Below are 12,363 nucleotides of genomic sequence, written 5' to 3'. Positions count from 1 at the left end.
TTCAATCGCTGTCGCGCGCGATCAGTTCCAGCGGCCAGACTTCACGGATGATGCGTGCGCCTTCGGCGCCGGCGTAAGCCGGGATCGATGCCAGCAGCATTTCGGCCAACCGCTCGCCCATCGGCTCAAGCGCCGGGCGGAAGCCGGTCAGCGCCGGCGAAAAATAGCGGCAGAGCGGCGTGTCGACGATGACGATCACCGCAACGTCGTGGCCGGGCCTGATGCCCGCCTCGGCCAGAGCCTTGCAGCCGCCAAGCGCCATCGCGTCGTTGTTGAAGATGATGGCCGTCGGCGGGTCCTTGGAGTGCATGACCTTCGGCGTCACCGCGTAGCCGCCGGCCTCGTTGATGAAGCCGTCGGCGATCAACTCGAGGTCGAATTCGATGCCGTGCCGCCGCAACGCCTTGCGATAGCCGGCGAGGAACAGATAGCCGAAATTGAGGTCGAGCGACGGGCGGATGGCGGCGATGCGGCGGTGACCGCGCGCGACGAGACGATCGACCGCGTCAGCCCCGGCTTTTTCGAAATCGAGGTCGAGCGAGGGATAGGAATCGCCGCCGGAGCGGCTGCGGCCGAGCGTCGCGAACGGGAAACCGGCCTGGGTCAGATAGTCGATGCGCTCGTCCTCGCGCCGCGTCCAGGCCAGCACCACGGCATCGGCCCGCCGCGTCTCGACGACACGGCGCAGGCGCTCCTGCTGATAGTCGCCCGGCGCGCCCATCACCACGATCAGGTCGAGTGCGCTTTCGGCGAGCTTGGCCTGCAACCCGGTCAGGAACGGAATGAAGAACGGCTCGCCATATTCCTGGTCGCCCGGATGAGGCTGCAGCATGAAGGCGATCGAATGGGTGGCGCCGCGCCGCAGGCTGCGGCCGGACTGGTTCGGCGAATAATTCAGCTTCTTGGCCGCATCGAGCACGCGCTGGCGTGTGTCGGCATTGACGTCGGCGCGGCCGTTGAGTGCGCGCGACACCGTGCCGATCGAAATGTTCAGGTGACGTGCAAGGTCGTGAATACTGGACGCCAAAGGACAGTTCTCCCCCTTGCTTGGCTAGCACCGGCCGCTCTTCAGGCCAAGCCGGCATCACGTTTTTCGCTATCGGCCAATTGACATTCTACGCCATCGGGTGTGTTCTCGTAAACGTTTACGGAAGAACGTTTGCGGCCCTGCCGTGAACGCCGTGACGATCGGTCTGGAGGGGCCGAGAGGGAGGAGTGCTGGATGATCAATGTCGTCCTGGTCGGCTGCGGCGCGATGAGCAAAGCCTGGCTCGATGCAGCCAAGCAGATCGACGGGCTCGCCATTGTCGGCCTGGTTGATCTCGACGCCGAAAGGGCGCGGGCAAGGGCGCGCGAATACGAGCTTTCCGGCGCCGTCATCGGAACCGACCTCGACGCCGTGCTCGACCAGACCAGGCCCGACGCGGTGTTCGACGTGGTGGTTCCCGCCGCCCGCCGCGAGGTCGCGCTTTCCGCCTTTGCCCACCATTGCCATCTCTTGACCGAAAAGCCGCTGGCCGACAGCCCGGACAATGCGCGTGCTATTGTCGAGGCGGCCCGCAGCGCCGGCCGCATCCATGCCGTCGTGCAGAACCGCCGCTATGTCGCCAACGTCAGGCGCATCCGGCGCTTTCTCGATTCCGGCGCCATTGGTGCGCCAACCAGCATCCACGCCGATTTCTTCGTTGCGCCGCATTTCGGCGGTTTTCGCGAAGAGATGCGCCATGTGCTGCTGCTCGATATGGCGATCCACACATTCGATGCAGCCCGCTACATGGTGGCCGGCGAACCGGCCGGCGTCTATTGCCAGGAGTGGGAGCCGGCCAACTCCTGGTATCGGCAAGGGTCGTCGGCAACCGCAAGCTTCGACCTCGGCGGCGGCAAGCTGTTCACCTATGCCGGCAGCTGGTGCGCGGCCGGCTTCCGTACCAGCTGGGACAGTACATGGCGGATCGTCGCCGAGCGCGGCAGCATTGTCTGGGACGGCGCGGACGGGTTGAAGGCGGAAGTCGTGCGGCCGGTCCGTGAAGGCCTGTTCGACCGCACCGAACCGATAGCCGTGCCGCCGCTCGACCCGGCAGATCGCGTCGGCGGCCATCTCGGCATCATCCAGGATTTCGTCCGCGCCGCCGAGACCGGCACCGCGCCGGAGACGCGCGGCGCCGACAACATCAAGAGCCTGTCCATGGTTTTCGCTGCGATCGAGAGCGCCGAAACCGGGCGCCGGGTCGCTATCGCCTCACAGGAAGGATCATGATGCCAAACCCGCTGCTCGACATCAGGATCGGCACCATGGTGCGCGCCAACCTCGACGACCCGGCCGCCTATGTCAGGCAGATCCTGCCGCTCGGATTCGAGAGCATCCAGCCGTTCTTCTGGCAGACGCTGGGCGGCAAGGACATTCCGCGGCTGGCGGGCGAGATCCGCGAGGCGATCGGCGATGCCGATGTCATCGTCTCGTCGATCGGCGTGTTCGGCAACCCGCTGGAGAGCGGCGAGATCGGTCGCGGCGTGCTCGAGGCGTGGGAAACGATCATCGACAACGCGCATCTGTTCGGCACCAACATGGTCAGCGGCTTCACCGGCCGCATCCGCGGCAAGCCGCTGCCCGACAGCCTGCCGCGTTTCCGCGAGGTCTGGGGGCCGCTCGCCAAGCGCGCCGCCGACAAGGGCGTGCGCATCGCGTTCGAGAATTGCGCCATGGACGGCAACTGGGCCAGCGGCGACTGGAACATCGCCCACAATCCGGACGCCTGGGAGTTGATGTTCAACGAATTGCCGGACGACAATCTCGGCCTGGAGTGGGAGCCCTGTCACCAGCTGGTCTACCTGATCGATCCGATCCCGCAGATCCGCAAATGGGCGCCGCGTATCTTCCACGTCCACGGCAAGGACGCGACGGTGCGCTGGGACGTGATCCGCGAACATGGCGTGTTCGGCCGCCTGCCGTTCGTTCAGATGCGCACGCCGGGCTTCGGCGACAGCGACTGGACGCGGGTGATCAGCGAGCTGCGGCTGGTCGGCTACAAGGGCGCCATCGACATTGAGGGCTGGCACGACCCGGTCTATCGCGGCGATCTCGAGATCACCGGCCAGGCGCGGGCACTGGATTATCTCCAACAATGCCGGGGAGGCGCGAGCTACCTGCCGAACCCGGTGTGAGAAGTCGGCCGGCGGGAGGTGCCGGCCAGCGAAAGATTGCGGCGCAATGCCGAAGCGATCGTCAAAACCCCTCGGCTAGCGAGGGAACAAAGGGAGGATAAGTGCATGAGCATTACGATGAGAAGGACAGTTCTGCGCTCGACCGTCGCGGCGGCCGCTACGGCACTCGCCGCCGCACTCTCGACCTTGCCGGCGCAGGCGCTCGATGCCCAGTGGTGCAAGGACGTCCATATCCGCTTCTTCGTCGGGGGCGCCGAAGGCGATGCCTTCGGCACCATCGTCTACAATGGCGCCAAGCAGGCGGCAGCCGATCTCGGACCGAAGGTCGACTACATCTTTTCCCAGTGGGATGTCGAGAAGATGGTGCAGCAATTGCGCGAGGCTGTCGCGGTCAAGCCCCAAGGCATCGCCATGATGGGCCACCCGGGCGACGCTTCGATCATGCCGCTGGCCGAACAGGCGCACAAGGACGGCATCAAGATGATGTACCAGAACGTGCCGGTGCCGAAGGTCACGGCGGCGTTCGGCGGCGGCTATGTCGGCGCCCAGCAGGAGCAGCAGGGCCGCGCGCTCGGCGCCGAGGCGGTCAAGCTGGCCGGGCTCAAGGCCGGCGACAAGGCGATCATGATCGGCCCGTTCGAGAACGAGAGCCGCGGGGCGCGCGAGCGCGGCACTGTCGCTGCCCTCAAGGAAGCGGGCGTCGAGGTCATACAGCTCTCCTCGCCGCCAAGCGGCGAATGGGCTTCCGACCCCAATCTGGCCATTCCGGTGATCACCGCGGCACTGCTCAACAATCCCGACGTCAAGGCAGTTGGCTATCCCGGCGGACAGATGCTGGGCAACGTCCCGACTTACATGCAGGCGGCGGGCAGGAAGCCGGGCGATATCTTCAATTTCGGCTTCGACACCAGCCCGCAGATCGTCGAGGGCTTCAAGGGCGGCTGGGTGCAGCTGACGGCCGACCAGCAGCCGTTCCTGCAAGGCTATCTGCCGATCCTCAGCCTCTGCCAGCAGGTGGTGCTCGGCCTTGCGCCGATGAATGTCGATACCGGCGCCGGCTTCGTCACGCCGCAGAATTACGAGATCGTCGCCGAGCTCGCCAAGCAGGCGTTGCGCTGACCTCCCAAGCCGTCGGCCGGGATCGAGCCCGGCCGGCGGGACCGCCGGCGAAAAGGCCGGCACGCGACAATCAAGCGAGGATCGCCATGGCCGAACGCATCATCGAACTGCGCGACATCAGCAAGTCCTACGGCCAGGTCTATGCGCTGGGCGGAGTCAATCTCAGCGTCGATCGCGGCGAGGTGGTCGGCCTGATCGGCGACAATGGCGCCGGCAAGTCGACGCTGATCAAGATCCTGTCCGGCGTGGTCAAACCGACCAGCGGCGAGATTCTCGTCCGCGGCAAGCCGGTGACCGGATGGAGCCCTGCGCGCTCGCGCGACGCTGGCATCGAAACGGTGTTCCAGGACCGGGCGCTCGCCGTGCAGCAGACGATCGTGCGCAATATCTTCATGGGCCGCGAGCTCACTGGCTGGCTTGGCTGGCTGAAGGTCAACAAGGAGATCGCGGAGGCGAGCCGGCTGATGCGCGAGATCGGCTTCACCTCGAAAGTGTTCACGCCACAGTCGATCGTCGGCCAGCTCTCGGGCGGCGAACGCCAGGGCGTGGCGATCGCGCGGGCCATCTATAAGAAGGCGGAGCTGATAGTCCTCGACGAACCGACGACCGCGCTATCGCTGACCGAGACCGCCAAGGTCTTCCACTTCGTGCGCCAGGTGCGGGCGAGCGGGCGCTCGATCCTGTTCATCGGCCACAACATCCACCACGTCTTCGATATCGCCGATCGCTTCGTGGTGCTGGACCGCGGCAAGGTCGCGCTCACCGCCGACCGCAGCGAGGTCAAATCGGCCGAGGATCTGATCAATTTCATGGAAGACGTCGCCCACCCCAGCGGATTGCCGGGGTTGCACGACGCCGGCGATGCGGGGAGGGCGGCACGATGAGCAAGACCATGGAACCCGATCTGCAGAGCCCCCTCGGCGGCACGCATAGCGAAACCGCCGGGAAAGAGTGGAGACATCCGTCCGACAATTGGCTGCGCGGGTTCATCCTCGACAACCGCGCCGCGCTCGGCACGCTTGCCGTGTTCATCGTCATGATGGCGGTGTTCATGATCGCCAACCCGATCGTGTTCACCACCTGGTATCTCTACAGCTCCGTACTGACCACGCTGCCGGTGGCGCTGTTCGTGGTGGTGCCGCTGGTCTTCGTCGTCACTTGCGGCGAGATCGACCTGTCGTTTCCGGCGACCATGGGCTTTGCCTCCTGGGTGTTTGCGCTGGTCGTGCAGGCCGGCTACGACCCGTTCCTCGGCATCGCCGCCGCAATGGTCACCGGCATGCTGCTCGGCTTCCTGGTCGGCTCGCTGGTCGTCTATGGCGGGCTGTCGTCGCTGATCGCCACGCTCGGCATGAATTTCCTGCTGCGCGGCCTGATCCAGATCATCAACGAGGGCAGGTCGACGGCGCTGACCGGCCTTGCCGACAGCTGGGCCTATAAGATCTTCTCCAGCCAGCTCTACGGCATCCCGGTGCAGATCTTCTGGGCCATGGGCTTCGTCGTACTGTCGGCGCTGCTCTACAACCGCCATCGCTTCGGCGCGCAGGTCAAGGTGGTCGGCGACAATCCCGACAGCGCCCAGCAGATGGGCATCGACGTCAAGCGCGTCAGGGTGAAGGTGTTCGTCTTCGTCGGCATCGGCGCGGCAATCGCCGGCACGTTCTCGGTGATGATCAACTTCACCTGGTGGCCGACGGCGGGCGACGGTTATCTCTTGCCGGTGCTGGCATCGGTGTTCGTCGGCGGTACCCCGACCTGGGGTGGCATCGGCACTGTTGTCGGCGGCGCGATCGGCGCGGTCACGGTCTCCTTCATCCAGACCGGCGTCGTCGCGGCTGGCCTGAGCGGCTTCTACGTCCAGTTCTTCAACGGGCTGATCATCATCCTGTCGCTGCTCGGCCACAAATGGAACCAGGCGCGGTATCGGTGAGGGGCGACCTCAAACCCCAGTAACAAACCCGTCCAGCACGCGTTTCTGGCCGGCTTTGTCGAAGTCGATGGTCAGCTTGTTGCCTTCGATGGCGGAAATATTGCCGTTGCCGAATTTCTGGTGGAAGACGCGGTCGCCGACATTGAAGGGGGACGGCGTGTCGGCGACGGATTTGGCGACCAGCTCGCCGTCGATGGTGCGGCCCTTGACCGAGGTGCGGCCGGCGCCGTAGCCGGAGTCGGTTTCGCCATAGCCGATGCGCTCGACCTGGTGGCCGGAGCGCGTGCCCCAATTGCGGTCGGTCGCCTCGGTGCGGTTCGCTTGGGCACGCTGCCAGCCCGGCGTCGCATAGGTGCTGGAGAAAGCGCCGGATTTCTCGGCGCCGTTGTTGCCGCCGATGTTGTCGAAGCGCGATGCTCCATAGGGGTTCTGCCTGCCCGCCCCTTGGCCGCCGCGACCGGAGGCGAACGAGGCGCCGCCATAGGCATTGCCGTAGCCGCCGTAGGAGTTGCCGCTCTCGGAAACTTCGACATGGGCTTCCGGCAGCTCGTCGAGGAAGCGCGACGGGATGGTCGATTGCCAGAGGCCGTGGATGCGGCGGTTGGAGACGAACCAGATGTGCAGGTTCTTCTTGGCGCGGGTCAGGCCGACATAGGCGAGGCGGCGTTCCTCCTCGAGCCCGGAGCGGCCGCCCTCGTCGAGCGAGCGTTGGTGCGGGAACAGGCCTTCTTCCCAGCCGGGCAGGAACACGGTTTCGAATTCGAGGCCCTTGGCCGAATGCAGCGTCATGATGTTGACGGCGTCGAGCTCGGCATTCTGCTCGGCGTCCATCACCAGCGCGACATGTTCGAGGAAAGAACGCAGCGATTCGTACTCCTCCATGGAGCGGATCAGTTCTTTTAAGTTCTCGAGCCGGCCGGGCGCTTCGATCGAACGGTCGTTCTTCCACATGTCGGTGTAGCCGCTCTCCTCCAGAATGGTCTCGGCGAGCTCGGTGTGCGGCGTGGTTTCCAGCGCCTTCTGCCAGCGCTCGAAATTGGCCGATACCTCGCGCAGCGCGGCGCGCGGCTTCGGCTTCAGCTCGTCGCTCTCGGCGAGTTTTGCCGCCGCCTCCAGCATCGGGATGCGCAGCGCGCGTGCGGTGTCGTGGATCTGGCGAATGGTGGCCTCGCCCAAGCCGCGCTTCGGCACGTTGACGATGCGCTCGAAGGCGAGGTCGTCGGCGCCTTGCGCGACGACGCGGAAAAAGGCCAGCGCATCGCGGATTTCGAGGCGCTCGTAGAAGCGCGGGCCGCCGATGACGCGGTAGTTGAGGCCGAGCGTGACGAAGCGGTCCTCGAATTCGCGCATCTGGAAGGACGCGCGGACGAGGATCGCCATGTCGTTGAGATTGTGCTTCTGGCGCTGATAGGCCTCGATGGTCTCGCCGACGGCGCGGGCCTCCTCTTCGGAATCCCAGGCGGCATGGACATGCACCTTCTCGTCGTCCTCGGCGATCTTTTCGGTGAACAGCGTCTTGCCGAAGCGGCCCTCATTGTGGGCGATCAGGTGGGACGCCGTGCCGAGGATGTGCGCAGTGGAGCGATAATTGCGCTCCAGCCTTATGATGGTGGCGCCGGGGAAATCCTTGTCGAAGCGCAGGATGTTGTCGACCTCGGCGCCGCGCCAGCCATAGATCGACTGGTCGTCGTCGCCGACGCAGCAGATATTTACGGTGGACAGGCGCGGACTTCCCTCCCCCTTGAGGGGAGGGTGGCCGGGCGAAGCCCGGGCGGGTGGGGTCCGTGCGGCAGTGCTCGACCTACCTGCGGCAGTGCTCGACGCTCTAGCGGTGCCTTCGGGGGCGACCCCCTCCGCCCGCTTCGCGGGCACCTCCCCCTCAAGGGGGGAGGATTGCGGCCGCTGCGCCAGCAGCCGCAGCCACATGTACTGGGCGGTGTTGGTGTCCTGATACTCGTCAACGAGGATGTAGCGGAAGCGCTTGTGGTATTCCTTCAGCACGTCCGGATTGGCGCGGAAGATGCGGATCGGATGGCACAGGAGATCGCCGAAGTCGCAAGCGTTCAGCGTTTTCAGCCGCTCCTGATAGGCCTTGTAGAGCTCGCGGCCCTTGCCGTTGGCGAAGGCACGGGCATCGCCCTCGGGGATGTCGGCGGGACCGAGGCCCTTGTTCTTCCAGCCGTCGATCATCTGGGCGAACTGCTTGGCCGGCCAGCGCTTGTCGTCCAGCCCTTCGGCCTGGATAAGCTGCTTGATCAGGCGCACCACGTCGTCGGTGTCGAGAATGGTGAAGTCGGATTTGAGCCCGGCCAGCTCGGCGTGTCTGCGCAGCAGCTTCACTCCGATCGAGTGGAAGGTGCCGAGCCATGGCATGCCCTCGACATTGCCTTCGCCGATCAACAGGCCGATGCGCTGCTTCATCTCGCGCGCCGCCTTGTTGGTGAAGGTGACGGCGAGGATCTGCGAGGGGAAAGCCTTGCCGGTGGCAAGGATGTGGGCGATGCGGGTGGTCAGGACGCGCGTTTTGCCGGTGCCGGCGCCGGCCAGCACCAGCACCGGGCCTTCGGTGGTTTCCACCGCCAGCCGCTGCTCGGGGTTGAGGCCGTTGAGATAATCGGGCGCGTTGTTCTGGTTGTTGCGGGCAGCCATGGCGCGCGCGGCAATGCCCGACGGGGCCACGGGCCGCGCGTTCGGTTCGTCAAAAAAGGGCATGTCTTCCGAAAAGCCGGACATCTCCCCCGAATGTAGTGATTCGGCAGCGAAAGGCCAGAAGTGTCTCCGTTTTGTTCTCTGTCCAGTCGGTAGACTCACAATCTGGATGGGTCCGCTAACCAAAACGCCGGGCTTGCGATGGGCCGGCACCGTAAAACGCCGAGCTTGCTTGACAGGGGAAGCGGGCCGGAGAAAGTTGCGTGGGGGCAGGAACGCAATGCGGGGTTGCCCATGGACGCGTCGCGGAGCGCACCAGTCGAAGGAGCACCGTCTTGGCTGTGGTCATCACCTCCCTGATCCTTTTCCTCATCGGCCTTGCGATTGGCGGCGGCGGCATCTGGCTCGTGACGCTGGGCGGCAGCTGGTACTACGTCATCGTCGGTCTAGCTTTCCTTGTCGCGGCCTGGCTGCTCTACAGGCGCAGATCCACGGCGCTGTGGCTCTACGCGGCGATCGTGCTCGGCACGCTCGCCTGGGCGGTCTGGGAGATCGGCTTCGACTGGTGGGAGCTCGGCCCGCGCGGCGGCATCATCGTGCTTGTCGCGCTATGGCTGTTGACGCCATGGGCGCGGCGCGGGCTTACCGGTCCCGACGGACGCGCGCCGCTGATCCTCGCCGTGCTGGCCTCGCTTGCGGTCGCCGGCTATTCGATGACGACCGATCCAAAGGATATTGCGGGTGAACTCAACACCGACAAGGTGACGCCGACGGCCGATCTCGGCGGCAACGTGCCGGCTGGCGAATGGCACTATTACGGTCGCACGCAATATGGCCAGCGCTATTCGCCGCTCGACCAGATCACCGCCGAAAACGTTGCCAATCTGCAGCCGGCCTGGACCTATCGCACCGGCGACGTGAAAGGGCCCGACGACATCGGCGAGACGACCTATCAGGTGACGCCGCTAAAAATCGCCGACACGCTCTACATCTGCACGCCGCATAATTTCGCCATCGCCATCGATGCCGCGAGCGGTAAGGAGAAATGGCGCTTCGATCCGCAGGTCAAGCTCAACAAGGACCGCCAGCACCAGACCTGCCGCGGCGTGTCCTATTATGCCGATGCCAAGGTCGCCGCTGGCCAGCCCTGCGCCACACGCATCTACCTGCCGACATCCGACGCCCGGCTGATCGCGCTCGATGCGGCGAATGGCCAGGTCTGCCCGACTTTCGCCGAAGGCGGCACGCTGAACCTGCTCGCCAACATGCCATATCCGAAGCCGGGCTATTATTATTCGACCTCGGCGCCGCTGATCGTCGCCAACAAGATCATCGTCGGCGGCGCGGTCAACGACAATTATTCGACGCAGGAGCCGTCCGGGGTCATCCGTGCCTACGATGCCGACACCGGCGCGCTGTTGTGGAATTGGGATTCCGGCAATCCGGACCAGACGACGCCGCTGCCGCCGGACCAGACCTACACCAACAACTCACCCAACATGTGGTCGACGGCGAGCGTCGACGAGAAGCTCGGGCTGCTTTATGTGCCGCTCGGCAACAAGACGCCGGACCAGCTCGGCGCCGGGCGCAGCGCCAATGACGAGAAATTCTCCTCTTCGATCACCGCGCTCGATCTCAACAGCGGACAATTGCGCTGGGTGCGGCAGACCGTGCACCACGATCTCTGGGACATGGACGTGCCGGCGCAGCCGACGCTGGTCGACATCACCACGGAAAATGGCGTGGTGCCGGCGCTGGTCGGGCCGACCAAGCAGGGCGACCTCTATGTGCTCGACCGGCGCAGCGGCGAGCCGATCGTTCCGGTCAAGGAAGTGCCGGCGCCGGGCGGCGCGATCGAAGGCGACCATACCTCGCCGACGCAGCCGGTCTCGGATCTCAGCTTCAGTCCGAAACCGCTGACCGGCGCCGATATGTGGGGCATTACCATGTTCGACCAGCTGGCCTGCCGGATCGAGCTTCGGAAGTTGCGCTATGAGGGCCGCTACACGCCGCCGTCGCTGCAGGGCTCGCTGATCTACCCCGGCAATTTCGGCACCTTCAACTGGGGCGGCGTGGCAGTCGATCCGGTCCGGCAGGTGATGTTCGGCATGCCGACATACCTGGCGTTCATCTCCAAGCTGGTGCCGCGCGCCGACGTGCCGCCGCCCGGTGACACCAAGGGCAGCGAACAAGGCCTGAACCGCAATGACGGTGCGCCTTACGCAGTAATATTGAAGCCGTTCCTGTCGCCGCTAGGCATTCCCTGCCAAGCGCCGCCCTGGGGCTATGTGGCGGGTGCCGACCTTCGGACCGGAAAGGTCGCCTACAAGCATCGCAACGGCACCGTCTACGACATGACGCCATTGCCGCTGCCATTCAAGGTCGGCGTGCCCGGCATTGGCGGGCCGATGATCACTGCCGGCGGCGTCGCCTTCCTTGGTGCGGCGGTCGATGACTATGTGCGCGCTTATGACCTGACGACCGGCAAACAGCTCTGGCAGGCGCGGCTGCCGGCGGGCGGGCAGTCGACACCGATGACCTACACGGTAGCCGACGGGCGCCAGTTGGTCGTCATCGTTGCCGGCGGCCACGGCTCGGTCGGTACCAAGCCGGGCGACTATGTGATGGCCTATACGCTGCCGAAATAGAGAAGTTCCTTCAGAGCCCGAGATGCCCTTTCAGGTCGGGTACCGATGCAAGTACCTCACTGGTCAGCTGCGGGCCGGCGGCTGTCTCGGCCTGCTGGACCAGCATCGTGCCGGCCTGGCTGATCTGTGCCAGCGTGAGGCCCGATGCCTTTAGTATGGCGACGCCGTTGATCAGCGCGCCGGTCTTTTCGCCGAGAGCGCCGCCGAGCGCGCCCTCCAGCGAGGACAGGAGGCCACCACCGGAAGCTGCGCCGGGAGCCATGACATCATATTGCTTGGCCAGGGCGTCGGCTCCCGGGATCTTGCCGAAGAAGCTGGACAGAGTCGTGCCTTCCGCCTCGTGTTCGAGCACCGAGAAAATCGTGCCGGCGATCTTTTCCGTCAAAGCCTGGTTGAGACCGGATTTCTGGGAGACGGTGTTGATGATATCCTGGGCGTCCATGACCTTTCCTCAGGCTTTGGTGTTTGCGGGCGGGTGCCGGTTGGCGCGGATTTTGATCAACGATCGTTTGAATGCGGTGAAGGCAGTGAACCGCAGCGCCAGCAAAGCCATAGCGGCGAGGGCGAACCCACTTGCCAGAAGCGGGGAGGGAAAGGTCATGGGCGTATTCCTTCGTCGTCAATCAGGCATTCTTTTCCCGCCAAATGGCCATTGTCGTTCGCCAAATGGCCCGAGTGAGGCATAGCCCGGTAACTTCTTTTTACATTGTGGTGCGTGCATTTAGCATTGCCACAAAGGACCAAAATTTAACGACAGTGGGGCTAGCGGCATCACGGCCCTCGTGCAGGGACTTATGGCAGCCTCACTCAGCCGTGACTGGACCAGGCAAGCTTCGGCTCTATGTTGCCGCGGGG

Annotated in this window: 10 protein-coding genes; 6 read left to right on the top strand and 4 right to left on the bottom strand. The window is 64.9% G+C overall.

What is annotated here, in order from left to right; genetic code table 11:
• Position 1: 1 nt before the first annotated feature.
• Entirely contained in the window at positions 2-1,027 is a 1,026-nt protein-coding gene (locus tag NKJ73_RS18010) for a LacI family DNA-binding transcriptional regulator (RefSeq protein ID WP_352570462.1), read from the bottom strand.
• A 195-nt stretch (positions 1,028-1,222) separates the two neighbouring features.
• Here NKJ73_RS18010 and NKJ73_RS18005 point away from each other — a divergent pair, with 195 nt between their 5' ends.
• From NKJ73_RS18005 to NKJ73_RS17985, 5 genes are all read left to right on the top strand, one after another.
• Complete coding sequence (locus tag NKJ73_RS18005) at positions 1,223-2,257, top strand: Gfo/Idh/MocA family protein (RefSeq protein WP_352456540.1); 1,035 nt, start codon at positions 1,223-1,225, stop codon at positions 2,255-2,257.
• Complete coding sequence (locus NKJ73_RS18000) at positions 2,254-3,162, top strand: sugar phosphate isomerase/epimerase family protein (RefSeq protein ID WP_352570461.1); 909 nt, start codon at positions 2,254-2,256, stop codon at positions 3,160-3,162. Before NKJ73_RS18005 ends, NKJ73_RS18000 begins: the two co-directional genes overlap by 4 nt.
• A gap of 105 nt (positions 3,163-3,267) precedes the next feature.
• Positions 3,268-4,281 carry a substrate-binding domain-containing protein gene (locus tag NKJ73_RS17995; protein ID WP_352570460.1) on the top strand — a complete coding sequence of 338 codons (1,014 nt, stop codon included), beginning with the start codon at positions 3,268-3,270 and terminating at the stop codon, positions 4,279-4,281.
• Between the two features lie 86 nt (positions 4,282-4,367).
• On the top strand, positions 4,368-5,165 hold the full coding sequence (locus tag NKJ73_RS17990; RefSeq protein WP_352450092.1) for an ATP-binding cassette domain-containing protein: 798 nt from the start codon (positions 4,368-4,370) through the stop codon (positions 5,163-5,165).
• A complete protein-coding gene (locus NKJ73_RS17985) occupies positions 5,162-6,211 on the top strand; it encodes an ABC transporter permease (RefSeq protein ID WP_352570459.1) in 1,050 nt (349 codons plus the stop codon). The genes NKJ73_RS17990 and NKJ73_RS17985 overlap by 4 nt, the downstream gene beginning before the upstream one ends.
• A gap of 9 nt (positions 6,212-6,220) precedes the next feature.
• On the opposite strand, the gene NKJ73_RS17980 is transcribed toward NKJ73_RS17985, so the two are convergent.
• Positions 6,221-8,944, bottom strand: coding sequence for an ATP-dependent helicase (locus NKJ73_RS17980; RefSeq protein ID WP_352570458.1), 2,724 nt, complete (start codon positions 8,942-8,944; stop codon positions 6,221-6,223).
• A 251-nt stretch (positions 8,945-9,195) separates the two neighbouring features.
• On the opposite strand from NKJ73_RS17980, the gene NKJ73_RS17975 reads away from it, so the two are divergent.
• Positions 9,196-11,508 carry a glucose/quinate/shikimate family membrane-bound PQQ-dependent dehydrogenase gene (locus tag NKJ73_RS17975; RefSeq protein ID WP_352570457.1) on the top strand — a complete coding sequence of 771 codons (2,313 nt, stop codon included), beginning with the start codon at positions 9,196-9,198 and terminating at the stop codon, positions 11,506-11,508.
• A 10-nt stretch (positions 11,509-11,518) separates the two neighbouring features.
• Here the strand turns inward: NKJ73_RS17975 and NKJ73_RS17970 are convergent, their stop codons facing one another.
• Together NKJ73_RS17970 and NKJ73_RS17965 are read right to left on the bottom strand one after the other, a co-directional pair.
• On the bottom strand, positions 11,519-11,950 hold the full coding sequence (locus NKJ73_RS17970; protein ID WP_352570456.1) for a hypothetical protein: 432 nt from the start codon (positions 11,948-11,950) through the stop codon (positions 11,519-11,521).
• A 9-nt stretch (positions 11,951-11,959) separates the two neighbouring features.
• Complete coding sequence (locus NKJ73_RS17965) at positions 11,960-12,109, bottom strand: hypothetical protein (protein WP_023676719.1); 150 nt, start codon at positions 12,107-12,109, stop codon at positions 11,960-11,962.
• Positions 12,110-12,363: the final 254 nt, after the last annotated feature.

This window comes from Mesorhizobium sp. M0074 (genome assembly GCF_040322975.1).
Taxonomy (GTDB): domain Bacteria; phylum Pseudomonadota; class Alphaproteobacteria; order Rhizobiales; family Rhizobiaceae; genus Mesorhizobium.
Note: the sequence above shows the minus strand (reverse complement) of the source record. Positions and strands in the feature narration are given on the sequence as shown.